The following is a 25,339-nucleotide window of genomic DNA, read 5'->3' as shown; positions in this document are numbered from 1 at the left end:
TCAGTTCAAGCCAGCTTGTCGGGCTTCGCGATAGAGCGCCTCAACCCCAATCCTGTTGAGGGGAAGGCGCAACAACTCAAGAGCCAGGGATGGTTGGCCCCGTTGAATCAGCCATGACATAAGTGGCCGAAGGCTGTGTTCATTCAGCAGCCCTCCGATCGTGAGCAAGGACCAAAGCAAGCGATGCAACAACGTGAACTGAATGATGAACCGGACCCGCCGACTGGGGTGCTTGCGATAAAAAACCAATCCCATGCGGGCTCGTTCCCGCTCCACGCGAATCAGGTCTGGGATTTGCTCCAGGCGAAAGGCTGGATGCCAGTGATACCCAACCGCTTCTGGACACTTCACCAGTTCAACACCCATTTGCCTGAGCCGCTCGCCGAGCTCCAAGTCTTCCCATCCGTAAAGGCGGAATCCAAGATCAAATAACCCTGAACGCTCCAAAACTTCACGGTCGATCGCCACGTTTCCCGTTGCGAAGTACGCCCAGGAGAGATCACGCAGTTTGTGGCGTTCTGCCGTTGGTTGATCAAAGTTGGCCGTATTGATGACGGCTCCGTAGGTGAAACAGAGACGATTTCCCTGCTGATTCCAACGTCGACTTAAAGCTCGGGCATGGGATGCCAAGAAGCTAGATGTGACCACTAAATCACTATCGATAAAGACGATCACATCTCCTTTGGCATGATCAACGCCGCGATTACGACCTTCGGCAGGTCCGCCATGTTGTTGTTCCACAAGGCGGACATGGGGGAATCGAGCTGCGTTTTGACGCAACCAGTCGGGAGTGCCATCGCTGGAACCGTCATCGACGACAACCACTTCGTAGGTCTCGATCTCTCCGCTGGGATCCTGATGTTCCAGGGCCTGCAGACACTTCTCAAGAATGGAGCGCCGGTTGTAAGTGGGGATGACGACGCTGATGAACATCCGCGTGAAACAGAGGCATTAGGGGTTCAGCCTAAAGCCATCAAAAAAGAGGGGTCTCCCCCTCTCTTGATGCAAACGATGCAGGGTCACGCCTAAGCGATCAATCCGCAGCACCACCGTTGTTCGCCGTACCGGTTACTCCGTTACCAGCACCTTCACCACGGCCATCGTTGCGAAGCTTGCGCTTTTTAAATTTGCGGGCGTAAGCGCGATTGCGCTCCTGCTTTTCCTTCTTGAGGTTTCTGCGCTTAGCCATGCGTTCTGGAAGATTCCAATTCTTTTACTCAGACCAACTTAACGAATCGTCTGGTAAAGACGCCCATCTTCCATTCGAACAAGACGATCTGCCACATCAAGGATGCGCGGATCGTGCGTCACCATCAGCACAGAACACGACTGTTCGCGAGCTAGCCGCTTCAACAACTCAACAACTTCTCGGCCTGTGCCGCTGTCGAGAGCAGCGGTTGGTTCATCGGCTAGTAGGAGCTGAGGTTTGGCTGCAAGGGCTCTGGCGATCGCTACGCGCTGCTTTTGGCCCCCGGAAAGGTCATGGGGAAGCTTTCCCAATTCGTCTTCAAGTCCCACAGATCGCAACCACTCCCGTGCTTGATCGCGACGAGCCCTGTAGCCAAGATTGGGCAACAAATCAGCGCCCATCTGAACATTTTGTTCAGCGGTGAGACAGCGCAAAAGATTGTGGCCCTGGAAAATCATGCCAATGCGACGGCGCAAGCGCTGACGCTGGCCTCGAGCTGCTCCGCGTAGCTGCTGCCCAAACACATCAACATCGCCCTCCTGAACCTTTCGCAATGCTCCGATCAAGGTGAGCAAGGTTGTTTTGCCGCAGCCGGAAGGCCCGGTGAGCAGCACCACCTCACCTGCAGAAATTTGTAAGTCCACGCCTTGCAGAACCTGCCTGCGGGTGGAGCCGTTGCCGTACCAATGGCTCAGAGCATGGATATCAACTGTGAGTGCACTAGTGCCCATCGCCTTAAAAGATCTCCGCCGGATCAGCATCAACAAGTCGTTTCATGGCAAGACCTGCGGAGAGCATGCACATGATCAAGATCATGCTGAACACGCTCACGGCTCGAACCGTGTTCATCGCCACTGGCAACTGGGTGGCGTTACGCACCAAAAGGTACAGGCCCTGTCCGGCGGCGTAAGCCGGCAAGTAGCCAAACAGAGCAAGCAACAGGCCTTCTCTGACCACAACTCCCAGCAAACTATTGAGCTTGTAACCCATCGCCATCAGGGTGGCGTATTCGGGCAAATGATCGCTGACATCTGAATACAGAACCTGATAAACAATCACGCAGCCCACCACGAAGCCCATGGCGGCGCCAAGGGTAAAAATGAAGCCGATTGATGTGCTTGTACGCCAGTAATTTTGCTCGAAATCGATGAATCCCTGCTTGGTCAGCACGGTCACATCGTCTGGTAACTGAGATTGGAGGCGTTGAGCCACCTGCTCTGCATCACTTCCAGGCTTAAGGCGCACTAAGCCCACTTCAATGCTTCCTGAAGGGGTGTTTGGAATTAAATCCAAAAATGTTTCGCTGCTCGTTAATAAGTTGCCATCAGCACCAAAAGAAGCCCCGAGTCCAATCAGGCCGGCGACGCGAACTCTTTTGCCATTGATTTCACTTTCAACGGTGCGTCCCTCACGAAACCATTCGGCTACAGGACCAAATTCTGCTCGCGATTTTTCGTCAAATAAGACCCGGCCTTTCTGTGTGAGCAGCTTGGCTTTTGCTGCCAGCGTTGGATCGGTGAAGAGGGGATGGCCGGGCTCAAATCCCAACGCAAGAATCGATCGTGTCCCAAGGGTTTCTGGATTCCTCCAAAGCAGCAGATTCCAGTGGACGGGTGTAATCCCTTCCACTTCAGGAGAGGCCATGGCTTGAATCAGTCGCCTACGAGGGAAGCCGGCCATGCTTACGGAGCTGGTGGAGCGCGGGCTGATTAAAACGATGTCGGCATCAAATAAACGATGCACGGTGACGCTGGCGTCAAACAAGCCGTCGCGAAAGCCCAGCTGCATGAACATCAGAATTCCGGCAAAGCTGATGCCTGCCAGAGCAACCGCCAAACGCACGGGCTGGCGGATGAGCATTAAGGATGCCAATGGGATCCTGCGCCGCTGCCAAAAGGCTCGGATCATGGGGTCTTGAAGCGGGCAATCACTTTCAAACCGGAGAGTTGAGTCACTCTCTTTGCCGACGTTGGCGAAAGAACGACATCCACCTCAATGACCCTGGCATCGGCATCACCGGTGGGATCGGTTGAAAGGACTTTTCGCTGTCGCACCTGTGGAGTGATTCGCTCGACACGGCCCTCGAGTGTTCCTTTGAATCCGCCGTTTTCGCTGATCAAGCTGACCGACTGGCCGATTGCAATTCGATTGATATCCGACTCGTACACCTCAACCAGGGCCTCCATGCTTTGGCTGGCTCCCACTTCCATCACACCGTCGTTGCCAGGACGCTCTCCAACGCGGCTGTGAATTTTGAGTACAACGCCATCAATCGGAGACAGCAACTCGCTGTCAGCAAGATCGGTCTCGAGGCTTCGTCGCTTTGCGATCAGCTCGACACCTTCGCGTTGGAAGCGTCTCAGTTCATCCTGTTTTTCCTCATAGGCCACCATCGCAGCAGCTCCTACTTTGGCCGCGGCTGCATAGCGAGAAACCTCTCGCTGTTGAAGTTCCACTTCGAGCGCAGCCGATTGGATTTGAGCGTTCACTTCAGCGATTTCGGCTTCGATTTGGGGGCGGCTGTCAAAGATCGCTAAGGGTTGACCCTTGAGAATCCGCTCCCCTTCCTTCACCAGCAGGGCGGCAATGCGTGGTGTGCCGCCAAACCCACTCACTGGAGCCGCCAAGCGACGCACTTCACCAGCAGGCTTGAGTTGGCCAAGGGCAGCCACCGCTTCCGGTGCAAGAACTGTTGGAACTGCAGCAGCAGGTAAGGATTCCGGTGCAGGCCTGCGGGTGATCCAGACACCGGCACCGACAACGACAGCTCCTAGGACTCCAACCATCACCCACAGCGGAAATTGCTTCATGGAAGAGGAGGAGGATCGTCGAAGAGCATCTCCTCGATGTAGCGATCTGCCCAAGCGCTGCCGAAGGCTTTCTCTAAGACGCGTCGGGTCTTGTCGTTGCGTTTCTGTTGCCGGCAATAGGAGAGTTGGCCTTGATGACGTTTGATCGTAGGTAGTTCATCAAGATCATTGGGAGCGGTTGCCAGAATCGCTTGTCGAAGGATGTTGAGGTATTCAGCGACGAGATCAACGAACCATGTCTCCTCTTGCTCATCCACGGGGCGAATGAATTTCACATAGGGAGAAAAAATGGTCCCCCATGCGGGTAGATCTCTCACTTGCTGAAATGGTGGCAATTGCAGTGCACTGAGCGGTTGACTCACCGCATCGGGTAACGAGGTGCATACCGGTGAGAGATCAACGATGGCTGCTGAAATCCCAGCTTTGCTGGCAACAATATCGGCACCAAAGATGGGTAAGTCGAATCTGGGATCTGGAAAAAAGACGCAGTGAAGGATCTGCAATCCCATGCCCAGTCGAGCAATTTCAAGATGGAGTTTGCGTAGACCAAGGCATTGATGCAGCTCGTTGCGAATGAAGAGGGATTCACCATCGAGCATGCCGCTGATCGCCTCTAATGCCGGGTCTACAGCCAGAGGGGACAGGTCAGGGAGGGCCGTCCGACACGTGCGAATTTGCTCCGCTAATGAGGTCACCAGCGGATGCAATTCAAGACCGTTGGTGGATTCGGACATCAGTCCAGCGAGGGACAGCACAGGATGGGGCTACCCATGACTAGTCAACTGATCAAGGCTATGACGGGAGTTTGCTTAACCCTCAGTCACTGTTGTGTCAGCGATATGTCAGTGGCTATGGGCCATCTGTTGGATATCTAAGGTTACTTGAGGGTGTTGCGGGAACAGATCAAGCGTGGAGAGTTTTTAAGCCTTGATGACGCACCTCGGACATGGTTCTCCACGAGCTAGGCAGCCTCTGCTGATGGCCTTTCGCTGCTCATAGAGCAGATACAGGTGTTTTGTTCAAAAGCCGCTAGACCTGTTGACTTTGAACGTCCTGGGAGAAGGTGACGTGCTTCTCCGTTAGTAGATGTGCTTCCTGTTTTTATGTCATCCAGGGAGTTGAGTGTTGGTTAGTTGCTTGCTGCCTGCTGTTCATCTCCTCGTTCAGCAATAAGCAATAAATGATAAGTTGAATAAATATCACCGATATGAATGTCTAATAGTAGTTCTGATCATGTCTGCTCGCCAAGGCAAGTGTAGCGGCTCTAGATCAGTATTTAAGAAGATTTGTTTTGCAATGACCAGCCTGTAAGCGTATCTTTTGATACCCTCATTAAGACATCAGAAGTTTTCAGGCGTGATCTCCTGAGATCTCTTAAAAGATAGATGAGTAAATTTTCTGGCATGAAGCATCTCTTTTTTAAGCTGGGTTTATTCTTAAAGAATTCTCTCTCCAAGAGCGGCAATAAAGATCTGTCTAGCTTCATTTGCAGTCTTCAGCCTGGAATGATCCAATGCAATTGGAAAATCAGAAGAGGCACGAAAATGCTAATAGACAGCGATTTTAATTCTGCTCTATTCTTAAGGATAAGGGACGTCTCGGGAGATAGGACAAGCGCTTCTTTGACAATAGAAACGACGACCAGTCAGAACAGCGCAGAGATTAATCTTCCAACTGACAATGGAAGGGTTTTGCTAGAGCTGGGATACAAAACAGAAGGTGGAGACTTTATAACCCTTGAATACAAATTCTATGACTTAGGAGTGAAAAAAGTTGAAGTGCCTAAATATGCTGATTGGTTTCAGAGAGAGTCATCCAGTATTCACCAAGAGATGTATGAATTGGGTAGAAGAGGTTTTGCGATTGGAGGTTCAGAAGAACGTATGGCTTGAATCGGATAGCAGATCAGAAGATTGCAGTACTTACAGTGTTGATGTAATCAAAACTTTAGTTGATCTTGGCTCATATATCCTGGTCTATGTCAATCGTGGGTCGTTCTGTCGGATCTCGTTTGAGGTGGTTCATTGATTGCTGAGTGAACGCGAACGGCATTTCCCCTCAGTGGTCGCAGAGTATTTTTTTCAAGTCTGAAAGTCTATGCACTAAAACTACGCACAAGCAAAGGCCTAGTTGGATTCAAGAGAATGAAAATACCATCCACGAAGTCCGGCCTTTCTTTTAAAACTTCGGTCTTCGTACAGCCAAATGTCTTCAGCTGAAGGGTTGAATCCGGCTTCTTTGGCAATCCTCACTAAGCCATCATTGTTATTTGCAGTACTAACTCTGTCACGTAACTTGTAGTCATTGATCACTTTGTCTAAGAAAGCTATTGCTTGCTTACGTCGTTCGGAAGAGTGGTAGAAGGCAAAAGGTTGGACTTCTTTAAGCACGATTATTCTTTTTGATCTCAGCAATTATTTTGCAATGGATTTGGCTGCAATTACTATAAAAAATTATTACTTAAGTATTTATACTATCTCGCAACGATTGGTCGTTCTAGTTCATCAAGTTTTGTCTGCGTCGCCTGCGCTTCTAGAGCTTTCCCCTCTGATTCTCAGAACCGTTAAGGCTGTGCCCATCAGATCTCGTTGGTCCCCATGAAGACTTCCAGTTCTGGTGCTATTGGCCACCGCCAGGACGAGGTGCTGCCCCCAGGGGATTGTCCTGGACTAGGTCTCTCTCATCCTTCCAGCTCTATCTGAGCCTCTTGTTCACTAACAGTGTCCATAAGTTGTCAGATTTCCCAACCGCTGGACAGCGCTTCTTCCCTTTCATCGTCAAACTGTTCTCTATAAGACTGATAAGCAATCACAGCTGGTCGGCACTCGTTGAGTCGTTCTTCAATGGTTATCAGGTCAGCCCGTAGTGTCAGTAGAGGTCAGTGGCCATCAATAGATTTGAGTCGTAGCAACGAATCTGATTTTGCCAATAAGAAGCTGGGGTCTTGCCACGGGACCCTGAACAAGATCGCCTCCGGCCCTGAGCTGCATCATCAGCTTTTGAAAAATGGTTGTCGAACCGTGAGTGCGCTGATGCCAGATGCAGACCTCACCTGTCTCGACTTTTGGTGTCGAGGAGGAAGCGTTTGGGAAGACCAGGGGGAAGAGGGTCTCGCTCACTTTTTAGAGCACATGGTGTTTAAGGGCAGTGCAACGTTGCAGGCTGGAGAATTCGATCGTCGGATTGAGGCTCTTGGTGGCAGCAGCAATGCGGCAACAGGTTTTGATGATGTGCACTTTCACGTCTTGGTGCCATCCAGTTGCGCTCAGAACGCCCTCGACCTGTTGCTTGACCTCGTGCTTAATCCCGCGCTGAGAGATGACGCCTATGGCATGGAGAGGGATGTGGTGCTGGAAGAAATTGCCCAGTACCGAGATCAACCCGACGAACAAGTATTCAAAACCCTGTTGTCTCAGGGTTTTGGACAGCACCCCTATGGCCGTCCAATTCTTGGCTGGGAACAGAGTTTGCTCGACAGCACTCCAGAGGTGATGCGCCAATTTCACAACAGGAGGTATCGCGGTCCCAACTGTTGTTTGGCCATTAGTGGCGCTGTGACATCGACCTTGTTGGAGCAGATTCACTCGAGCCAGCTCGCCGAGCTCGAAGCCAGTCTTGATCAGGGGGATGAAACAGCATCTTCTTCGCGTTCGCTTGCGTTTCAAAGCGGACGCCAAAGCATCCGATTCCCTCGCCTAGAAGCAGCTCGTTTGCTGATGGCATGGCCGATGGCTGCCGCCAACGATCAAGACAGCGTGATGGGTGCCGACCTGGCGACCACGCTTCTGGCGGAGGGGAGGCGTAGTCGTTTGGTGCAACGCTTGAGGGAAGACCTACAAATCGTCGAATCCATTGATATGGACGTCACGGTGATGGAACAGGGAAGTGTGGTGATGTTGGAGGCCTGCTGCCCTGAAGACCAGATCGAGCAGGTGGAAGCCGTGATTGAGGAGGAATTGAAACGGGCAACGGTGGATGCCATCGGTGATGAGGAACTGCATCGAGCAAAGCAGTTGGTGGGGAATGGCCTTCGCTTTAGCTTGGAAGCACCAGGATCCGTGGCTGCAATTGCTGGATCCCAATCCCTATGGGGGCGAACCCAGACGTTGTTGTCTCCGCTCAGTCATCTGCAGACCTGGAAGGTGGAGCGTTTGCAACAGTCTCTGCTACCTCGTTTGCAACCTGACCAAGCGTTCACGCTGCTGGCCTTGCCGGAGGACTCGGAGTGAGCACGACCGATTTGGTTTTGGATCCGGTTCAGACACCAGGGGTGTTGGCCGCGAAATTGTGGATCGGTCGCGGAAGCGCCGCTGATCCGATCGGCCAGAGGGGAGCGCATCAACTGCTGGCATCCGTGCTAACTCGCGGGTGTGGATCCCTCGATGCCATGCAAATGGCCGATCTCGTGGAGGGTTGTGGCGCTGGCCTGCGTTGCGACACCAACGAAGACGGCTTGCTGATCAGCATGAAATGCCGGGATCTCGATAGCCCTCAATTGCTTCCCTTGTTGAGCTCGATGGTTCATGAACCCCATCTGCAAGCCGATCAGGTGACTCTGGAGCGGGAGTTGAGTGTTCAGGCGTTGCAGCGTCAGCGAGAAGATCCCTTCCATCTGGCCTTTGATGGCTGGCGCCATTTGGCCTATGGCGTGGGCCCCTATGGCCATGACCCCCTCGGAGTTGCTGGCGAGTTGGAGCAACTCAACGCAGAGTCTCTTCGGCCGATTGCCACATCCCTCAGCGCCGAGGGAGCGATTTTGGCGTTGTCGGGTTCGATTCCAGCGGGATTGTTGGACCAGCTTCAAGCAGACGGAATTTGCCCTCAATCCAAATCAGCTGAACCTGATCTGCTCGTCAAAGAGTCGAGTGATCAAGGATCTCTGAGCGGGGAACAAACGGTTTACCTTCACCCTCAGACCACAGAGCAGGTCGTGCTGATGCTCGGTCAGCCCACGCTTCCTCACGGACACCCAGACGATCTTGCTCTTCGTTTGCTGCAAACCCATTTGGGTACCGGGATGTCCAGCTTGCTATTCCGCCGTCTTCGCGAAGACCATGGCGTGGCCTACGACGTAGGCGTTCACCATCCAGCAAGAGCACAGTCCTCACCTTTTGTTTTGCATGCTTCCACCGCAGTCGATAAGGCCTTAACCACCTTGAACCTGCTGATCATGAGTTGGCAGGAACTGATCGATCACACGCTTGTGAGCGCAGATCTCAATCTGGCGCGTGCCAAATTTCGTGGTCAGTTGGCCCATGCCTCGCAAACAACAGGTCAGAGAGCGGAGCGTCGTGCTCAGCTCAGAGGTCTTGGCTTACCCGACAACCACGACCATCGCTGTATGGAGGTTATGGAGACCCTTGATGGCACGGCATTGCGTTTGGCTGCATCTCGCCATCTGACTCATCCTCTTCTCAGCCTCTGTGGACCAAAATCTGCCATCGAATCATTGGCTGAGCGATGGCACCAAGCGCTTAGTAAACAGTGAGCTTCTGAAAAAATTTAGGTTGTTTGAAAACTAAGGCCTAGGCAGGAGGAACAAAGTATATTTTTCACTGATCAGTGATTCTCTATGGAAGGAAACATTACTTGTCTTCAAATACAGCAAATTCTTTCACGCGGGACATGAAGTCTTTCATTTCATGCTCTGAGATGCTGCAGGCCATGTTGGTCCAGCGATCCAGCTGCATTTGTAGTTTCTGTCCAGAGTATTGATCTGCAAATCTGTGGAAAGTGTGATGAAGAATGAGAATCAAATCACGTTTGGGAATCCATGGATGTGCCAATGAGATCTGATCCAGTCTGTTTAGCCTGCCGAGCTGCAAGTCCATTTAAATATCAATACGATATAAATTAGATTAAGGCGGTTGGCTTTGCTCTTTTTATCCAAAAGAAGAAGAGATTGGTATAAAATGAATTAATCAGGCCAATGATGTATTACTTGATTGTCATCGCTGGATGTTCAAGGCTGGATGCACTCAATTCCTGTTCAGGATGTCTTGAATTGATGTCTATTCAAATCTGTCATTTATTACATCAATCTAGCGGTGATCAAGTATAGATGATGATTCTCAGTTGCTGCTGTCCGAGATTGAGTGTGATTTATGGAATCATTCTCGATGAGGTTGGCTGGGTCTGATCAGCTGACTCACGGCAAAGGCCCGAAACTCGCCAAAATGCTCTGATGAAACATTTGCTTCCCAAGCTGATCGCTCCGCTGTTTGCGGCAATTGGTGTGTTTGGTCTCGCTGGCTCGGGAATTGTTTGGAATTTCTTGGGCCGTTCACTCGGCCTCCCCAGCACAGTGATCTCACTTCTCGCTTTGTTGGTTGGATTGGTGCTTCTCCGCCCCCTTGCTCCTACGACTGCATCTGTCTCAACTTCAACTTCAACTTCTGCTCCAAGTGAATCTGAACTCAAAGCAGATGAGTTAAAACCTTCCACCGATGATATAAAGCCGGCAATGACGACAGCCGAATCCATTGCTCAAGAGCTAGCGGATTCCCAAGAATTAGTTGAGTCATCTCCGCCAGTTAACTTTGCACCCGTGATGCTTCTGCCTGGCCAAGGCTTGCGTGATCGTAGGCGTCGTCCAGGCGCATCTCTGAAGCGCTATAAGTCAATGGCTGGAGAGCTATTTGAAGCTAAATAGTGACAATATGTTCTCCCTGCCTTTGATAGTGGACGCTACGCTATTGTTGAGCAATTAATTATATAAAAAATGTTGCAAGATTGTTCTATTTGCTATGGATTCTAATCATTTTACCTTCAGAATTGATATTTAAATGAGTATAGCTCGCTTCAATTTGCGCATGAATATGGAGTTGTTGTTTGGCTGGATTCATGGCCTCAATCTTTTTATTAAATGTTCCTTCGGCTAAGAGTTAAGGTCTGGCTTGCTGGCAAGTGCTGAATGTGTTGCTAAAAAGAGTTCATCGTCACGATCTCTTTTGTATGAAATCCATTCTTTCGTTTGCAGCGGTTGCCTTGATGATTGGTACCTTCGGGAGTGCCTTTGCTGGATCGGCTACTCAAGAGGCGATGGATGAAGATGTTGCGACAAGCAGAGCTTTGTCCAAAGTTCCGCAAGGCAAAAAAGTGACCGGTACTTCATGCACATCCATAGAGATCGGCATGGGTGGCGAGACCTCCTATCGCTGCACAGTTAGCTGGGAGTGAGGATGAAGCAACGCATCCTCGAGGAGTCGCTTGTGAAGTGGTGAAAAGGGTCTAAATCACTCGTCAGTGTTGTCCAAGATGTTCTCCTCGATGACCAGCAGTCATCAACTCTGTCTGTTTTTTTGAGATCTTCATCCATCGTGTGAACTTCATAAGTCAGCTTTAAGGTTTTAGAGCGACATTGCAGGTCATAAAAAAGCCGGTCCTAAAGAACCGGCTTCGTAAAAGGGATTTGAGTTTTGTTTGAAATCGGAGCGGCGGGATTTGAACCCACGACCCCCACTACCCCAAAGTGGTGCGCTACCAAGCTGCGCTACGCCCCGTCAGAAGGAAGCTATCACAGCGCATTCCCCGCTTTGTTGAACCGTTTGGAACGTTTCAGCAGGCGTTCTGTCAATTCGTTGCGGGGATCGCTGCTGTATCCCCAAAGTCGCAAATCCCTTGCAAGCAGACGCAACTCATTGAGCGTCATCGAAGCCAGCTGGAGCTCAGGCAGTGTGCGCCAAGCTCTGCTGGTCATCGGCATTGCGGAGCGGCTAGGACGCTCGTTCAAGGCAAGCGTTCCATCTGCGAGCCACTCAGGAATGAGCACAACCAACACGGCAATCAAGCCATAAAGTTCTACCAATCCCTTAGGCAATGGGTGGAGCCGACGGCGCTGGCGTGGGTCAGGTGAGGGCTTCACGAACCTTTTTTAGCTGCCTTGATGGATCTAAATAAGCGAATTTTCACTCTCAAAACTCTGTTTGTGATCAAATCGCCAAGGAGCTCCTGCTTGGGTTGGATTGCTCTTTCCACAGGAATGGCTCTGAGTTGTTGTTATTGGGCCTCAGACTGAAGATCAAAACGAACACCACAACAAGTGTGAGCGCAATCGCCGCCATGACGACCCTGTCTGGCAAGGCGTTGTTCATGGGTTTAAGCCTTCAGAGAAATAGGACTGTTGTCACCGCGCAAAACACAGTGACTGATGGACCAGTCGTAGTTGCTCCAAACAGAACTGGGAAGCTTGTAGTTTGCACCTGCGAAGTCTCCGAGCAACACACCGCTTGGCATGGCTGAGCAATAAGGCCTGCTGCCTGGTCGGGCCAAGTATTGCTGGTGGTACTCCTCGGCTCTAAAAAACACTTGATCGGCCGCGATCTCTGTTGTGATTGCAGCACTGTCTTGTTTGTTCAAGGCTGTCTGATACCAATCACGGCTTGCGCTTGCCAGCTCTGCTTGATGTTCAGTGCTGGTATAAATCGCGGATCGATACTGGCTGCCTCGGTCGTTGCCTTGTTGGTCGCCTTGCGTTGGGTTGTGGCATTCCCAAAACAGCTTTAGCAGATCACTGAAATCAATCGCTGTCGTGCTCCACACCACACGCACCACTTCCGAGTGGCCTGTACGGCCGCTACAAACTTGCTCATAGCTTGGGTTTTCGACCTTTCCACCTGCATAACCAACGGCTGTTGAAACCACACCAGGAAGTCTCCAAAAGCCTTTCTCAGCGCCCCAGAAGCAGCCACAACCAAACAATGCCTCTTCCTGATCGTCCATGAGAGGCGCATTCAGTGCAGTGCCTAGCACCACATGCCGCCCTTGATTGCTGGACGGCTCTGATGGTGTTGTCTGTCCGGTAAGCCAGGAGGGCAGCATCGCGATTAAGCCAGTGCCAAAACCCTAGGCAACTGATTTGGGTTCCAGTTGAATGTGATTCAGCAAAGTCGTCACAAAGGCGAATAACAGAAAAGGCAAGCTCAACACCAGAATGAGACCTACACCCACAAGCGCGAACAGCGGCTTGGATGACCCCATGAGAGCTAGGCCAGAGGCCAAACTCACAAAAATCACCGCCATCCAGGCCAAGATTTGGCCGTAAACGTCCCCGAAGGTGAGGGTGCAGCGCACCGCGAAAGGAGGGCTGGAAGACATCGCTAAAACCTTTTGATCCAGCTAAGCCCCGAACGCATCATTTGTCGTGACTTTATGGATAAGCGTTTCATGTTTCAAGCCACGGCATCCAATCGTTCTGCGGCCTGTTCCCGCTCCCAAAGGCTGCGGTAAGGGCCTTTGACGGTAATGAGTTCGTTGTGATGCCCCTGCTATACGACGCGTCCCTGCTCCAGAACAAGAATCCGATCGCAAGCTGCCGCTGCCGACAACTGGTGGCTGATCATCACAATCGTGCGTTGGGTTTGACGACGGACGGACGCGAGAATTTCTGCGGCCGTGTTGTTGTCAACGCTGGCTAATGCGTCATCGAGAACAAGTAACGGTGACGTCATCAACAAGGCTCTGCCAAGGGCCGTTCGTTGCCGTTGACCTCCGCTGAGCGTGATTCCTCTTTCTCCCACCAAGGTGTCAAAACCATCGGGAAATCCCTTCACATCAGCAAGCAGTCGCGCTTGATCTGCTGCTGCTTCAACCCGATCCATTCCTGCTTCTGGATCTCCGTAGCGCAGGTTGTCGGCAAGGCTGCTGGTGAACAAATAGCCCTCCTGTGGCACGAGCGCAATCTGCTCTCTGAGGTCTTGAAGTCGGAGCTGTGTGAGATCGCAGCCATCTAAAAACAGCTGTCCCTCAGGGACTTCCACCATGCGACCAAGTGCTCGGGCCAAGGTGGTTTTTCCGCAACCAACAGGACCAACGACCGCCACCAACTCGCCAGGAGCAATGTGGAATGAAAGGCCTCTCAAGGTGTCTTGGTCGCTGCCGTCATAACGAACATGCAAATCCCTTGCTTCTAGTTCGCCCTGCATCTGTTTTTTAACAGTGACGGGCTCCAATGGATCTGCAACACGAGGACGGCGCGAAAGGAGTTCCTCGACTCGCTCCAGGCTGACCTGGCCGGTCTGAAAGGTGTTGAGCGTGAAGCCCAATAAGGCCGTTGGGAAGACCAGTCGTTCGACGTAAAGGATGAGAGCAACCAAGCTGCCGATGGTGAGCGCACCTCGCTCCAACTGCCCACTTCCGAGGGCAATTAAGAGCAGCAAGGAGATGGAAGAAATCCCCTCCAGTAAGGGAAAAAGGGTGCTGCGGGTTCGAGCTAATCGAATGGCCGAATCCCTGTAGTTTTTGTTCCGATTGCTAAAAGCGTCCAACTCAGGAGCCTCTTGCCCGTAAATCTTGATCGCTGCGATGCCGGAGAGATCTTCTTGAATGAGCTCACTCAGACCAGCCAAATCCTCCTGTTGGCGGCGCTGTTGGCGCATCATTCGACCACCAAACAAGCGCACTGATCCGAGCATCACTGGATAGAGGGCGATCGCTGCAACGGTCAGTCCTGGATCAATCGCCAACATCGCTGGGAGCGTGAAGGCATAAGCCAAGACGGTGTTGGTCAGGCTGAGGACAGCAAAGCCAAGAAGCCTTCTGACGTTTTCAACATCGCTCGTGGCACGGCTAATAATTTCTCCGCTACCTGTTTGCTGCACCCAGCCGGGCTCCTGCAGCAGCATTTGATCAAATAATTTTTGGCGTAATTCCACTTCAACCTGCCGCCCAACCCCAAACACCAATTGGCGAGAAATCAGCCGGGCAATTCCCATACTTGTGGCTAGCAGCACAATGAAGCCGGCTTGACGCAGCACGTCGGAAATTGCGAAGCCGTCCTGTAGGTCATCTATCACCCGCCTCACTTCAAGCGGGATCGTGACACTGAGAATATTCACGACGACCAGAGTTAGGGCTCCCACCACAACCGTGCGACGGTGCGGACGCAGATAGCGACCGATTAAATCGAGACGGAAGGCGGCCATGCCTGGTGCAGAACAGCTATCAACCTAGGCATTCGTCATGGCTAGAAGTTGGTTCGCAAGCTCTCTTTCTGCGAGTCAAAGCTGGTTACTGATCGATCTGGTCATTGCCTCATTTGTGGGTGATAGTGGAGATGACCCCATCACCCGGCCCGGCGTGCATCTGCACACCGGGCTTTTTTCTGACCAGCTACTTCAATCGCGTTTCTTTCATGGTCACTGCTTCAGCGTCCTGGCCCCAACTGCTTGAGCATTTGTTGGTTGGAAACGTTTTGTCTAAGGAGAATGCTGCTGCGCTCATGGAGGCCTGGCTCGCGGAAGAGCTCACTCCAGTGCAGACAGGTGCATTCCTCGCCGCGTTTCGCGCACGCGACGTTCAAGGCACCGAACTCGCTGCGATGGCCCAGGTTTTGCGCAAGGCGTGTGCGCTCCCAGACGCGAAACCAAACCTGGCGCTGGTCGACACCTGTGGCACTGGTGGTGATGGGGCCAACACCTTCAATATCTCAACAGCTGTTGCTTTCACAGCGGCGGCCTGTGGGGCCAATGTCGCGAAACATGGCAACCGCAGCGCCAGCGGAAAGGTCGGCTCTGCCGATGTTCTTGAGGGATTGGGATTGCAACTCAAGGCTCCATTGGAAACAGTGGTAGGCGCTTTGTCTGAGTCGCGGGTGACGTTTCTCTTTGCACCGGCATGGCACCCAGCACTCGTCAATCTCGCTTCGCTTCGCCGCAGTTTGGGGGTGCGAACGGTGTTTAACCTGCTCGGCCCTCTCGTGAATCCACTCACACCAGAAGCGCAAGTTCTCGGTGTCGCTAAAGCTGAACTATTGGATCCGATGGCGGAGGCGTTGCACCAACTTGGGCTCATGCGCGCTGTTGTGGTGCATGGCTCAGGAGGGCTGGATGAAGCCTCTCTAGAGGGGCCCAATCAAGTGCGCATTCTTGAGAATGGAAACGTTCGTTCCGATCAAATCAACGCCTCTGATTTTGGTTTGACGCCAGCCCCCCTTGATGCATTGCGGGGTGGGGATTTGGTGACCAATCAGCAGATTCTTGAGGCGGTTTTGAAGGGTGAAGCGCCTGACGCGCATCGTGATGCTGTTGCCTTGAACACCGCGCTGGTCCTATGGGCTGCAGGCGTTCAGTCTGATTTATCTGAGGGAGTCAAACAGGCTTTGACAAGTTTGGAGGAAGGTCAGCCGTGGCATCGACTTGTGTCTCTGCGTGATGCCTTGGAGGGTCGCAAGGAAGAATGAAGAGGCCATGGCTGACACTCGCTTCTGCTAATGACCGCTCTTAACCCATGTACAGCGCGTCTGGTCCTGCAGGACGGCACGGTTCTCGAGGGCTTTGCCTGCGGGCAGCGCGGCAGCGTGGTCGGCGAGGTGGTGTTCAACACCGGGATGACGGGATACCAAGAGGTCTTAACGGATCCCAGTTACTCAGGTCAGCTCATCACTTTTACGTATCCAGAGATTGGCAATACGGGTGTCAATCCAGATGACCAAGAGGCGGATCAGCCTCATGCCCGTGGATTGATCGTGAGGCAGCTGGCCCCTCAAGCGAGCAACTGGCGCAGCCAACAATCCCTTCCTGAATGGATGGAGCAAAACGGTGTGATCGGAATACACGGTGTTGATACCCGTGCTCTGGTGAGGCATCTGCGCGAATTAGGCCCCATGAACGGTGTGATCAGCAGCGATGGTCGCCCGGCTCTTGAGCTTTTAGAGGACCTCAAGCAAGCCCCTTCGATGGAGGGGCTCAACCTGGCTGATCAGGTGACCACTCCAACCGCCTATCGCTGGACCAAGCCCTGCAGCGTCAGGTTTGACCAACGTTTTCAAACGCGTCCTGAACGCCCTTATCGGGTTGTAGCCATTGATTTCGGGATTAAGCGAGCCATTCTTGAACGAATGGTTAGCCACGGCTGTGACCTAACCGTTTTGCCCGCAAATACAGATATCAACACCGTGCTCTCCTATGAGCCTGAAGGTGTTTTTCTGTCCAACGGACCTGGAGATCCAGCGGCTGTGCAATCAGGCATCACACTGGCCCGCAGTTTGCTGGAACACAGACAGCTGCCAATGTTTGGGATCTGTTTAGGCCATCAAATTCTGGGATTGGCCCTCGGGGGCACAACGTTCAAGTTGGCCTATGGCCATCGTGGCCTCAACCATCCTTGTGGCAGCACCGGTCAGGTGGAAATCACCAGCCAAAACCATGGGTTTGCTCTTGATGCCGCTTCATTGCCTGAGGACAAAGTAGAAGTCACTCATTTCAACTTGAACGACCGCACCGTGGCGGCATTAGCCCATAGGAATCAGCCGGTGTTTGGTGTTCAATACCACCCCGAAGCCAGCCCAGGCCCCCATGATGCAGATCATCATTTCGCCCGGTTTGCAGGCTTGATGGCTGATCGCCGTTGAATCCTGATCAGATTGTGGTGAGAAGAAGCCAATCTCCCTAGTATTTGCTGCAACATAATTTCGGGGGATTAGTCCCATTACTGAACTGCAGCGATTAACAGTTTCGCTTCGGGGTGGCTTCGAGCAAAAGGGTGGCTGCGTCGTGTTTCATTTCACCGGTCAGCTCGATGCCTATTCCGAGAGTCAGTTCTTGACCTACGTGACTGATGTTCTCAAAACCAATAAGTCACCGGCCGTGATCGACCTTGTCAAGGTTGATTTTCTCGACTCTTCTGGCCTGGGTGTTCTTGTTCAATTTGCCAAACAGTGCAAAGACTCCAAACGACTCTTTGCGGTGGTTGGCAATGCCCGCGTTGTTCAAACTGTCAAGTTGGTGCGGCTTGAGGAGTTTCTCCACCTGTCCGAAGATCTGGATAAGGCTGTTAGCCAATTTTCAACTTGAGTGACTGGATTCGTTCTCAGTTGGCACAAGAGCCTGAGCGTGATCTTGGATCGTTACAGCTGGCTTGGCTTGGAGATGCTGTGTGGGAACTGCATCAAAGACTGAGATTTTGCAAAACCCCAGGTCGATCTCAGGATTTACACCAAGCCGTTGTTTCTCTCGTCCGGGCTGATGCCCAAGCCGCTGCATTAGAGAAACTCGAGCCGTTTTTGACCGATCAAGAACGTGATTACGTGCGGCGTGGGCGCAATAGGGCCGGCCGAGGACCCAAGCGGGCTGATGCCGGCGTGTATGGGAGAGCAACGGGATTTGAGACAATGATTGGCTGGCTCTTTTTGCAGAATCCGACGCGGCTTGCGCAGCTCTTGGATCGACTCGAGGAGACCGACACCGCCCTGTCATAACCACCCCTGCTATGAGCTCACGATTCGATCGCCGCCCCCCCTCCAGCTCTGGCAGCGGCTCAGGTTCCCGCGGTCGACGTCCGTTTCGTGATGGATCGCCACCCATCCGCCGCGATCGCGATGACAGCTGGGGGGGACGTCCTGACAACGGAAACAGCGACCGACGTTCCAGTGACCGCCGCCCCTCGGATCGGCGCTTTTCAGAACGTCGTTCTGGCGATCCGTATGGAACGGACCGTCGGCCTGCTTTCGATCGCCGCTCCACCGATCGCAGACCCTCGGATCGACAGCCTTCTGAGCGACGTTTCTCAGAGCGGCGTTATGGGGATTCTGGTTCCAATGATCGCCGCCCTTCCTTTGATCGTCGCTCCAGAGATTCGGGCTCAAGTGACCGCCGGTCTTCCTTCGATCGTCGACCCTCAGCCGATCGCTCCTCAGATCGTTCCTCCTCGGACCGGTTCACGGAAAGACGTCCCCCTGAAGGCCCTTTCGCAGATCAACGTTTATCCGAACGTCGTTTTAAAGATTCGGGCTCAACGGATCGTCGGCCATCTTTTGATCGCCGCTCTTCTGATCGTTCCTACGGAGAGCGACGAGCGCGTTTTGCGGAACGTCGTGGTCAGGGCGGCAGCGGCGGCAAAAAGTTTTCAGGACACTTGGATGACAAACCGCGCGGTGAGTCGAGTCCTCATGCCGCAGAGGCTGTGGCCGATGATTTGCTCTGGGGGCGTCATGCCACTCAGGCGGCTCTAGAGGCAGGCAGGCCCATTCATCGCATTTGGTGCACTTCTGAGTTGCGCAGTGCCTCGAAATTCCTTCAGCTGCTCAGAGATGCCAAATCGTCCGGGGTGTTGGTTGAGGAGGTCACCTGGGCAAGGCTGGGCCAGCTCACCGGTGGCGCTGTACATCAGGGCATTGTTTTGCAAACTGCTGCAGCTGAAACCTTCGACCTTGAGGATTTGGTGAAGGGATGCAGCGCCTTGGACGATGCTCCACTGTTGTTAGCCCTAGATGGTCTGACCGATCCCCATAATTTGGGTGCCATTGTGCGCTCATCTGAAGCGCTCGGAGCTCATGGGGTTGTGCTTCCTCAGCGAAGAAGTGCTGGTTTAACCGGCTCTGTCGCCAAGGTTGCTGCCGGTGCCCTTGAGCACTTACCTGTTGCTCGGGTTGTCAATCTCAACCGTTCCCTTGAAACTCTTAAATCGTCTGGTTATCGCGTGATCGGATTGGCTGAGGAAGGTGATCTCACCCTTGAAGAGGTGGATCTGGATGGTCCCCTTGTGATTGTGACTGGCTCTGAAGGGCAAGGATTATCGATGTTGACGCGTCGTCATTGCGATCAGCTGATCCGCATTCCCTTGCGAGGCGTCACTCCCAGTTTGAATGCATCGGTTGCCACGGCCCTTTGTTTGTATGAGGTGGCGCGTCGCGGCTGGATGAAGGGTCTCAAGGGACAGAACCCATCGCCACGAATTACCAGGCCGAAGTTGGCCGGACCAGCTGTCGAAACTGCTCCTGTGGTTCCAGAGCTTGGTGAAGCCCCTATCTCTGAGCAGCCCTCAGAACAGCCATCTGGTGCGGCTTATGAGCAAGTTGCTGAGCAGGCCTCGGCGGAGGGTTCACTGGTCAGTCTTGATTTACAGCGGGACTCTGAAATGTCAGGACCTGATGCTTTTGCAGTGAGTATTGATCTCTAATTTCGAGCAAATGTCTTGAAGCAAGGCAAAATATATTTACCTCGAACGCTCTTCCATGAGCCCCTTGATCAGGCCCCTCCGCAGTCTCGCCAATGGTCTTGGCTTTGCATGGTGGGCTCGTGTCCAAACCCATGGGCCTGATGTCACGTATTGGTTCGGTCCCTTTGTCACCAAGAACGGTCTCGAACAAGTCCTGCCAGCCTTTCTCGACGACCTGTCCTCAGAAGCACCTTCCTCGATTGATCATTCGGTTCTCCGTTGCCGTCGATCCGAACCTCTAACCATCAACGCTCAAGGGTGATCCTGCGGCTGATAGCGTCGATGTTGGAACCCAAATCCTGCAGATGGCGATTGCCGAGTGGCGTCAGCAACTTGAAAGCGGTGAAGTCTCCGCCAGGGAGCTGACAGATCATCATCTGGCCCGAATTGAGGCAGTTGATTCAAGTGTTCATGCCTTTTTGGAGGTCACAGCAGATCGAGCTCGTGCCGATGCCGATCGGTTAGATGAGGCCCGTGCCGCAGGGGAGGATCTTCCCCCCTTGGCAGGTGTGCCGATTGCCATCAAGGACAACCTCTGCACGAAAGGCATTCGCACGACCTGTTCCAGCCGGATGCTGGAGTCTTTTGTTCCGCCCTACGAATCCACCGTTACGGATCGCCTCTGGCGTTCTGGAGCTGTTCTGATTGGAAAGACCAATTTGGATGAGTTCGCCATGGGCGGCTCAACCGAAACCTCAGCGTTTGGACCCACAGCCAACCCCTGGAATACGGAGCACGTGCCTGGAGGGAGTTCTGGAGGAAGTGCAGCAGCCGTTGCTGCGGGTGAATGCATGGCTTCCTTGGGGTCCGATACGGGCGGATCCATCCGACAACCAGCATCCTTTTGTGGCGTGGTGGGTCTGAAACCCACCTACGGCCGCGTGAGTCGTTACGGGCTGGTGGCCTTTGCAAGCTCGCTTGACCAAGTGGGCCCTTTTGCCACCTCAGTGTCTGATGCAGCCGAGCTGCTGCAAGCGATCGCTGGAGAAGATCCGCGAGATTCCACCTGCCTTAGGGCGCCTGTCCCCAATTACAGCGATTGTCTTGGTCGCTCAGTAACTGGGCTGCGCATCGGAGTGGTGCGTGAGTGCTTTGACCAGGAAGGACTCGATCCTCAGGTCAAGGCTTCGGTGCTTGCCGCTGCCGATCTGTTGCAGTCCTTAGGGGCTGAGCTCGTGGATGTGAGCTGCCCTCGTTTCAACGACGGTATTGCTACTTACTACGTCATCGCCCCTTCCGAAGCATCAGCCAACTTGGCTCGCTACGACGGCGTGAAGTATGGCTTCCGAGCTGACGATGCTTCCAGTCTTGCTGCGATGACTGCTCGAAGCCGAGCTGAAGGCTTTGGGAGTGAAGTGCAACGGCGCATTTTGATCGGTACCTATGCCCTCTCTGCCGGATATGTGGACGCTTACTACCGCAAGGCCCAGCAGGTTCGCACCTTGATCCGTCGAGACTTCGAGACGGCATTCACCACCGTGGATGTGTTGCTTACTCCCACCGCTCCGTCCACCGCCTTTGCTGCGGGTGCCCATGCAGATGATCCCCTGGCGATGTACCTGGCGGATCTACTCACCATTCCTGCCAACCTGGCAGGCTTGCCAGCCATCAACGTGCCTTGTGGTTTTGACAGCGCTGGGCTGCCGATTGGGGTTCAACTGATCGGCAACGTGCTCGAGGAACCTTTGCTCCTCCAGGTGGCCCATCAGTACGAGCAGTCTGCGGATGTGATGGCCCGACGCCCTGAGGGAAGCTTTATTCCCGCTTGAAGCCTCAGCAAAGTGCCTCAGCACCCTGCATGTAGCGCTTGCAGGGATTGATACCCCTACATCTTGCGCCTGCGTTTACGCTGGTGGCATGGCATTTGTTCCCCTCCATAACCACAGCGACTACAGCCTTTTGGACGGAGCCTCACAGCTCCCTCAAATGGTGGAACGTGCCAAAGAATTAGGGATGCCGGCACTGGCACTCACGGACCACGGAGTGATGTACGGAGCCGTAGAGCTTCTCAAGCTGTGCAAAGGAGCAGGCATCAAGCCGATTATCGGCAATGAGATGTATGTCATCAACGGTTCGATTGATGACCCACAACCCAAAAAGGAGCGCCGCTATCACCTTGTGGTTTTGGCGAAGAATGCCACTGGCTACCGCAACTTGGTGAAGCTCACCAGCATCAGCCATTTGCGTGGAATGCGAGGACGAGGAATCTTTTCCCGTGCCTGCGTTGATAAACAGTTACTGAAGCAATATGGCGAAGGATTAATCTTGGCAACCGCTTGTCTCGGTGGTGAAATTCCGCAGGCGATTATGCGTGATCGTCCTGATGTAGCCCGTGATGTGGCGCTTTGGTATCAGGAAACCTTCGGCGATGACTTTTACTTAGAAATTCAGGATCATGGCTCACCTGAAGATCGAATTGTCAATGTAGAAATTGTTCGGATCGCCAAGGAGCTTGGAATTCGTTTGATCGCCACCAATGATGCTCATTACCTTACGCGTAACGATGTAGAAGCACATGATGCCTTGCTTTGTGTTTTGACCGGCAAGCTGATCAGTGATGTTAAAAGGTTGCGTTATACCGGCACCGAATACCTTAAAAGTGAAGAGGAGATGTCACGGCTTTTTTCTGATCATCTCGAGCCAGATGTGGTCTCGGAAGCGATTAGAAACACTGTGCAAGTCGCTGAGAAAGTTGAGGATTACGACATCCTTGGCCGATATCAGATGCCGCGTTTCCCAATCCCAGAGCCACATACTGCTGTGAGCTATTTGAAGGAAGTCACAGAGCAGGGTTTACGCAATCGTTTGGAGATTGATTCCGAAACAGTGATTGATCCTATCTATGGAGATCGGTTGTCCCATGAATTAAAGATTATGGAACAGATGGGATTCCCCACCTATTTTCTTGTGGTGTGGGATTACATCCGCTTTGCGAGAGAGCAGGGAATTCCGGTAGGACCGGGGCGAGGCTCTGCGGCGGGATCATTGGTGGCCTACGCCCTTGGAATTACCAATATTGACCCTGTTAGTAATGGCCTCTTGTTTGAGCGATTCTTGAATCCTGAACGGAAGTCGATGCCTGATATTGATACCGATTTCTGTATCGAACGTCGGGGTGAAGTGATTGATTACGTTACCCGCCGTTATGGCGAAGACAAGGTCGCTCAGATCATCACGTTTAACCGTATGACCTCCAAGGCGGTCTTGAAAGATGTGGCAAGAGTGCTGGATATTCCCTATGGCGATGCAGATCGACTAGCTAAACTGATTCCTGTTGTTCGCGGTAAACCTGCCAAGTTGGCAGCGATGATCGGTGAGGAATCTCCCAATCCAGAATTTCGTGAGAAGTACAAGAAAGATCCTGTAGTGAAGCGCTGGGTCGATATGGCGATGCGCATTGAAGGGACCAATAAAACCTATGGAGTTCACGCTGCTGGAGTTGTCATCGCAGCGGATCCTCTGGATCAACTTGTTCCCCTTCAGAGAAATAACGATGGACAAGTAATTACTCAATACTTTATGGAAGATGTGGAGTCTATGGGACTCCTGAAGATGGACTTCCTAGGCCTTAAAAACCTTACGATGATTGATAAAACTCTGGAGCTCGTTGCTGCCACGAGTGGAGAAAGGATAGATCCAGACAAGCTTCCAATTGAAGATCCTGAAACGTATGCCCTGCTTGCCCGTGGTGACTTGGAAGGAATCTTCCAGCTTGAATCCACTGGAATGCGTCAAATCGTTCGCGATCTAAAGCCTTCATCTTTGGAGGATATTTCCTCGATTTTGGCTCTTTATCGACCTGGTCCTTTAGATGCAGGATTAATCCCTAAGTTTATTAACCGTAAGCATGGTCGTGAGGCTATCGATTTTGCGCACCACTCTATTGAGCCGATCCTTCAAGAAACCTATGGGATTATGGTTTATCAAGAGCAAATTATGAAAATTGCTCAAGAGATGGCCGGGTATTCATTGGGCGAGGCTGATTTGCTTCGTCGCGCGATGGGTAAGAAAAAAGTGTCAGAAATGCAGAAACATCGCGGGATCTTTGTGCAAGGTGCGTCCGATCGTGGCGTAGATCAAAAAGTTGCTGATGAGCTCTTTGATCAAATGGTGCTGTTTGCTGAATATTGTTTTAATAAAAGCCACTCCACGGCCTATGGAGCCGTTACTTATCAAACGGCCTATTTAAAAGCGCATTACCCTGTGGCTTATATGGCTGCCTTGCTCACGGTGAATGCTGGAGCCAGCGACAAAGTGCAGCGCTATATCTCCAATTGCAATGCGATGGGCATTGAAGTAATGCCACCCGACATCAATGCTTCAGGTATTGATTTCACTCCTAAGGGTGATCGCATTTTGTTTGGGTTGTCTGCTGTTCGTAATCTCGGCGATGGCGCGATCCGTGCCGTGATTGGGTCTAGGGAATCAGAAGGGGCATTCCAATCGCTTGCTGATCTCTGTGATCGTCTTCCCTCTGCGGTGCTGAATCGCAGAAGTATGGAGTCGTTGATCCATTGCGGAGCGATGGACGCTCTTGAGCCCGAGGCGAATCGGGCTCAACTGATGGCTGATTTAGATCTTCTTCTTGATTGGGCCACATCAAGGGCTAAAGATCGGGCCAGTGGTCAGGGCAACTTGTTTGATCTGATGGCAGCATCCAGTGATGGCGCCGATGCCGATGATGCGGCGACCGATCTCAGCTTGGCGCCAAAGGCTCCTGCAGTGAAGGATTACCACCCCACAGAAAAGCTCCGCTTGGAGAAGGATCTTGTTGGTTTTTATCTCTCTGATCATCCTTTAAAACAGCTCACTCCTCCAGCGAAGCTTTTGGCTCCGATTGGGCTCGGGAGTCTTGAAGAACAAGCCGATAAAGCCAAGGTCAGTGCGATCGCGATGATCAGTGAGATGCGTCAGGTCACCACGCGCAAGGGAGATCGAATGGCTGTCTTGACTCTGGAAGATCTCACTGGATCCTGTGAAGCGGTGGTCTTTCCCAAAAGCTATGCACGTTTGGCTGATCACCTGATGGCTGAGGCTCGTTTACTGGTCTGGGCAGCGGTGGATCGCCGAGACGAGCGGGTTCAATTGATTGTGGATGACTGCCGAGCCATCGATGATTTGCGTTTACTGATGGTCGAACTTGATCCAGAACAGGCCAGCGATGTGGCCGTCCAACACAAATTGCGTGAATGTCTTCAGGCCTACCGTCCAGATCAGGAACAGTTGGGAGTCCGAGTCCCCGTTGTTGCCGCAGTTCGAGAGGGCAATACGGTTCGCTATGTGCGGCTTGGACCCCAGTTTTGTGTAAGCGATGCTTCCGCTGCAGCGCTTCATCTCCAAGAGAAGGCCTTCAATGTGAAATGCAGCGAACCTCTACTGAATTAATTGCGGTGTGAATCGCCCCGCT

At 52.6% G+C, this 25,339-nt stretch carries 25 protein-coding genes, 1 tRNA gene and 1 pseudogene; 13 read left to right on the top strand and 14 right to left on the bottom strand.

From position 1 onward, the window contains the following. The 6 genes from SynPROS91_RS06785 to SynPROS91_RS06760 all read right to left on the bottom strand — a co-directional run bounded on the left by SynPROS91_RS06785 (position 1) and on the right by SynPROS91_RS06760 (position 4,733). The gene (locus tag SynPROS91_RS06785) at positions 1–933 is read right to left on the bottom strand and encodes a glycosyltransferase family 2 protein (RefSeq protein ID WP_186515755.1); all 933 of its coding nucleotides are present in this window, start codon (positions 931–933) and stop codon (positions 1–3) included. Between the two features lie 100 nt (positions 934–1,033). Continuing rightward, the gene (locus tag SynPROS91_RS06780; protein WP_006171625.1) at positions 1,034–1,189 is read right to left on the bottom strand and encodes a hypothetical protein; all 156 of its coding nucleotides are present in this window, start codon (positions 1,187–1,189) and stop codon (positions 1,034–1,036) included. A gap of 38 nt (positions 1,190–1,227) precedes the next feature. Next, positions 1,228–1,920 (bottom strand): DevA family ABC transporter ATP-binding protein, encoded by a 693-nt coding sequence (locus SynPROS91_RS06775; RefSeq protein ID WP_186515754.1) that lies wholly within the window; start codon positions 1,918–1,920, stop codon positions 1,228–1,230. 4 nt (positions 1,921–1,924) lie between these two features. Beyond that, positions 1,925–3,097 carry an ABC transporter permease DevC gene (devC, locus tag SynPROS91_RS06770; protein ID WP_186515753.1) on the bottom strand — a complete coding sequence of 391 codons (1,173 nt, stop codon included), beginning with the start codon at positions 3,095–3,097 and terminating at the stop codon, positions 1,925–1,927. After that, the gene (locus tag SynPROS91_RS06765) at positions 3,094–3,999 is read right to left on the bottom strand and encodes an HlyD family efflux transporter periplasmic adaptor subunit (protein ID WP_186515752.1); all 906 of its coding nucleotides are present in this window, start codon (positions 3,997–3,999) and stop codon (positions 3,094–3,096) included. Before SynPROS91_RS06765 ends, devC begins: the two co-directional genes overlap by 4 nt. After that, positions 3,996–4,733 carry a phycocyanobilin:ferredoxin oxidoreductase gene (locus SynPROS91_RS06760; protein WP_186515751.1) on the bottom strand — a complete coding sequence of 246 codons (738 nt, stop codon included), beginning with the start codon at positions 4,731–4,733 and terminating at the stop codon, positions 3,996–3,998. Before SynPROS91_RS06760 ends, SynPROS91_RS06765 begins: the two co-directional genes overlap by 4 nt. Positions 4,734–5,384: 651 nt before the next feature. Between SynPROS91_RS06760 and SynPROS91_RS06755 the strand changes: the two genes are divergently transcribed. Further along, on the top strand, positions 5,385–5,891 hold the full coding sequence (locus tag SynPROS91_RS06755; protein WP_255439655.1) for a hypothetical protein: 507 nt from the start codon (positions 5,385–5,387) through the stop codon (positions 5,889–5,891). Positions 5,892–6,125: 234 nt separating this feature from the next. Here the strand turns inward: SynPROS91_RS06755 and SynPROS91_RS06750 are convergent, their stop codons facing one another. Further along, positions 6,126–6,389, bottom strand: coding sequence for a Nif11-like leader peptide family natural product precursor (locus tag SynPROS91_RS06750; RefSeq protein ID WP_255439653.1), 264 nt, complete (start codon positions 6,387–6,389; stop codon positions 6,126–6,128). A gap of 642 nt (positions 6,390–7,031) precedes the next feature. Here SynPROS91_RS06750 and SynPROS91_RS06745 point away from each other — a divergent pair. After that, the gene (locus SynPROS91_RS06745) at positions 7,032–8,228 is read left to right on the top strand and encodes a pitrilysin family protein (RefSeq protein WP_186515749.1); all 1,197 of its coding nucleotides are present in this window, start codon (positions 7,032–7,034) and stop codon (positions 8,226–8,228) included. Continuing rightward, positions 8,225–9,487: a pitrilysin family protein gene (locus SynPROS91_RS06740; RefSeq protein ID WP_186515748.1), complete on the top strand. Its 1,263-nt coding sequence runs from the start codon at positions 8,225–8,227 to the stop codon at positions 9,485–9,487. The genes SynPROS91_RS06745 and SynPROS91_RS06740 overlap by 4 nt, the downstream gene beginning before the upstream one ends. Positions 9,488–9,584: 97 nt before the next feature. Here SynPROS91_RS06740 and SynPROS91_RS06735 read toward each other — a convergent pair whose 3' ends face one another. Beyond that, positions 9,585–9,830 (bottom strand): hypothetical protein, encoded by a 246-nt coding sequence (locus SynPROS91_RS06735; protein WP_186515747.1) that lies wholly within the window; start codon positions 9,828–9,830, stop codon positions 9,585–9,587. A gap of 353 nt (positions 9,831–10,183) precedes the next feature. Between SynPROS91_RS06735 and SynPROS91_RS06730 the strand changes: the two genes are divergently transcribed. Together SynPROS91_RS06730 and SynPROS91_RS06725 are read left to right on the top strand one after the other, a co-directional pair. Continuing rightward, complete coding sequence (locus SynPROS91_RS06730) at positions 10,184–10,651, top strand: hypothetical protein (protein WP_186515746.1); 468 nt, start codon at positions 10,184–10,186, stop codon at positions 10,649–10,651. Positions 10,652–10,953: 302 nt separating this feature from the next. Further along, positions 10,954–11,178, top strand: coding sequence for a hypothetical protein (locus SynPROS91_RS06725; RefSeq protein ID WP_186515745.1), 225 nt, complete (start codon positions 10,954–10,956; stop codon positions 11,176–11,178). Between the two features lie 249 nt (positions 11,179–11,427). On the opposite strand, the gene SynPROS91_RS06720 is transcribed toward SynPROS91_RS06725, so the two are convergent. From SynPROS91_RS06720 to SynPROS91_RS06695, 6 genes and pseudogenes are all read right to left on the bottom strand, one after another. Then, a tRNA-Pro gene (locus SynPROS91_RS06720) sits at positions 11,428–11,501 on the bottom strand. A gap of 14 nt (positions 11,502–11,515) precedes the next feature. Further along, the gene (locus SynPROS91_RS06715) at positions 11,516–11,863 is read right to left on the bottom strand and encodes a hypothetical protein (RefSeq protein WP_186515744.1); all 348 of its coding nucleotides are present in this window, start codon (positions 11,861–11,863) and stop codon (positions 11,516–11,518) included. 67 nt (positions 11,864–11,930) lie between these two features. After that, positions 11,931–12,092, bottom strand: a complete 162-nt coding sequence (locus SynPROS91_RS06710; protein WP_186515743.1) for a hypothetical protein — start codon at positions 12,090–12,092, stop codon at positions 11,931–11,933. 4 nt (positions 12,093–12,096) lie between these two features. Next, complete coding sequence (gene msrA, locus SynPROS91_RS06705) at positions 12,097–12,819, bottom strand: peptide-methionine (S)-S-oxide reductase MsrA (RefSeq protein ID WP_186515742.1); 723 nt, start codon at positions 12,817–12,819, stop codon at positions 12,097–12,099. Between the two features lie 24 nt (positions 12,820–12,843). Next, positions 12,844–13,095, bottom strand: a complete 252-nt coding sequence (locus SynPROS91_RS06700; protein ID WP_048346672.1) for a hypothetical protein — start codon at positions 13,093–13,095, stop codon at positions 12,844–12,846. A 74-nt stretch (positions 13,096–13,169) separates the two neighbouring features. Next, positions 13,170–14,921, bottom strand: a pseudogene (locus SynPROS91_RS06695) (ABC transporter ATP-binding protein). Between the two features lie 209 nt (positions 14,922–15,130). Here SynPROS91_RS06695 and trpD point away from each other — a divergent pair. The 8 genes from trpD (at position 15,131) to SynPROS91_RS06655 (ending at position 25,317) form a co-directional block, all read left to right on the top strand. Beyond that, the gene (trpD, locus tag SynPROS91_RS06690) at positions 15,131–16,177 is read left to right on the top strand and encodes an anthranilate phosphoribosyltransferase (RefSeq protein ID WP_186519568.1); all 1,047 of its coding nucleotides are present in this window, start codon (positions 15,131–15,133) and stop codon (positions 16,175–16,177) included. Positions 16,178–16,207: 30 nt separating this feature from the next. Next, positions 16,208–17,347 carry a glutamine-hydrolyzing carbamoyl-phosphate synthase small subunit gene (gene carA, locus SynPROS91_RS06685; protein ID WP_186515741.1) on the top strand — a complete coding sequence of 380 codons (1,140 nt, stop codon included), beginning with the start codon at positions 16,208–16,210 and terminating at the stop codon, positions 17,345–17,347. Between the two features lie 85 nt (positions 17,348–17,432). Next, a complete protein-coding gene (locus SynPROS91_RS06680; protein ID WP_186519566.1) occupies positions 17,433–17,789 on the top strand; it encodes an STAS domain-containing protein in 357 nt (118 codons plus the stop codon). Then, positions 17,786–18,193 carry a Mini-ribonuclease 3 gene (locus SynPROS91_RS06675; RefSeq protein WP_186515740.1) on the top strand — a complete coding sequence of 136 codons (408 nt, stop codon included), beginning with the start codon at positions 17,786–17,788 and terminating at the stop codon, positions 18,191–18,193. Before SynPROS91_RS06680 ends, SynPROS91_RS06675 begins: the two co-directional genes overlap by 4 nt. A gap of 11 nt (positions 18,194–18,204) precedes the next feature. Continuing rightward, complete coding sequence (rlmB, locus tag SynPROS91_RS06670) at positions 18,205–19,893, top strand: 23S rRNA (guanosine(2251)-2'-O)-methyltransferase RlmB (RefSeq protein WP_186515739.1); 1,689 nt, start codon at positions 18,205–18,207, stop codon at positions 19,891–19,893. Between the two features lie 55 nt (positions 19,894–19,948). Beyond that, entirely contained in the window at positions 19,949–20,194 is a 246-nt protein-coding gene (locus tag SynPROS91_RS06665; RefSeq protein WP_186515738.1) for a DUF1816 domain-containing protein, read from the top strand. 43 nt (positions 20,195–20,237) lie between these two features. After that, complete coding sequence (gatA, locus tag SynPROS91_RS06660; protein ID WP_186515737.1) at positions 20,238–21,701, top strand: Asp-tRNA(Asn)/Glu-tRNA(Gln) amidotransferase subunit GatA; 1,464 nt, start codon at positions 20,238–20,240, stop codon at positions 21,699–21,701. A gap of 88 nt (positions 21,702–21,789) precedes the next feature. Further along, positions 21,790–25,317 (top strand): DNA polymerase III subunit alpha, encoded by a 3,528-nt coding sequence (locus tag SynPROS91_RS06655; protein WP_186515736.1) that lies wholly within the window; start codon positions 21,790–21,792, stop codon positions 25,315–25,317. Positions 25,318–25,339 lie beyond the last annotated feature (22 nt).

Origin of the sequence: Synechococcus sp. PROS-9-1 (assembly GCF_014279775.1) — a bacterium.
GTDB lineage: Bacteria > Cyanobacteriota > Cyanobacteriia > PCC-6307 > Cyanobiaceae > Synechococcus_C.
Note: the sequence above shows the minus strand (reverse complement) of the source record. Positions and strands in the feature narration are given on the sequence as shown.

Bases quoted from the DNA above. Each gene is read 5' to 3' on its own strand.
- SynPROS91_RS06765 (WP_186515752.1), bottom strand. From the start codon at position 3,999: ATGAAGCAATTTCCGCTGTGGGTGATGGTTGGAGTCCTAGGAGCTGTC.
- SynPROS91_RS06730 (WP_186515746.1), top strand. From the start codon at position 10,184: ATGAAACATTTGCTTCCCAAGCTGATCGCTCCGCTGTTTGCGGCAATT.
- trpD (WP_186519568.1), top strand. From the start codon at position 15,131: ATGGTCACTGCTTCAGCGTCCTGGCCCCAACTGCTTGAGCATTTGTTG.
- gatA (WP_186515737.1), top strand. From the start codon at position 20,238: ATGGCGATTGCCGAGTGGCGTCAGCAACTTGAAAGCGGTGAAGTCTCC.
- SynPROS91_RS06745 (WP_186515749.1), top strand. From the start codon at position 7,032: ATGCCAGATGCAGACCTCACCTGTCTCGACTTTTGGTGTCGAGGAGGA.
- SynPROS91_RS06775 (WP_186515754.1), bottom strand. From the start codon at position 1,920: ATGGGCACTAGTGCACTCACAGTTGATATCCATGCTCTGAGCCATTGG.
- SynPROS91_RS06700 (WP_048346672.1), bottom strand. From the start codon at position 13,095: ATGTCTTCCAGCCCTCCTTTCGCGGTGCGCTGCACCCTCACCTTCGGG.
- SynPROS91_RS06755 (WP_255439655.1), top strand. From the start codon at position 5,385: ATGAGTAAATTTTCTGGCATGAAGCATCTCTTTTTTAAGCTGGGTTTA.
- devC (WP_186515753.1), bottom strand. From the start codon at position 3,097: ATGATCCGAGCCTTTTGGCAGCGGCGCAGGATCCCATTGGCATCCTTA.
- SynPROS91_RS06760 (WP_186515751.1), bottom strand. From the start codon at position 4,733: ATGTCCGAATCCACCAACGGTCTTGAATTGCATCCGCTGGTGACCTCA.
- SynPROS91_RS06735 (WP_186515747.1), bottom strand. From the start codon at position 9,830: ATGGACTTGCAGCTCGGCAGGCTAAACAGACTGGATCAGATCTCATTG.
- SynPROS91_RS06785 (WP_186515755.1), bottom strand. From the start codon at position 933: ATGTTCATCAGCGTCGTCATCCCCACTTACAACCGGCGCTCCATTCTT.
- carA (WP_186515741.1), top strand. From the start codon at position 16,208: ATGACCGCTCTTAACCCATGTACAGCGCGTCTGGTCCTGCAGGACGGC.
- msrA (WP_186515742.1), bottom strand. From the start codon at position 12,819: ATGCTGCCCTCCTGGCTTACCGGACAGACAACACCATCAGAGCCGTCC.
- rlmB (WP_186515739.1), top strand. From the start codon at position 18,205: ATGAGCTCACGATTCGATCGCCGCCCCCCCTCCAGCTCTGGCAGCGGC.
- SynPROS91_RS06780 (WP_006171625.1), bottom strand. From the start codon at position 1,189: ATGGCTAAGCGCAGAAACCTCAAGAAGGAAAAGCAGGAGCGCAATCGC.
- SynPROS91_RS06665 (WP_186515738.1), top strand. From the start codon at position 19,949: ATGAGCCCCTTGATCAGGCCCCTCCGCAGTCTCGCCAATGGTCTTGGC.
- SynPROS91_RS06725 (WP_186515745.1), top strand. From the start codon at position 10,954: ATGAAATCCATTCTTTCGTTTGCAGCGGTTGCCTTGATGATTGGTACC.
- SynPROS91_RS06655 (WP_186515736.1), top strand. From the start codon at position 21,790: ATGGCATTTGTTCCCCTCCATAACCACAGCGACTACAGCCTTTTGGAC.
- SynPROS91_RS06710 (WP_186515743.1), bottom strand. From the start codon at position 12,092: ATGAACAACGCCTTGCCAGACAGGGTCGTCATGGCGGCGATTGCGCTC.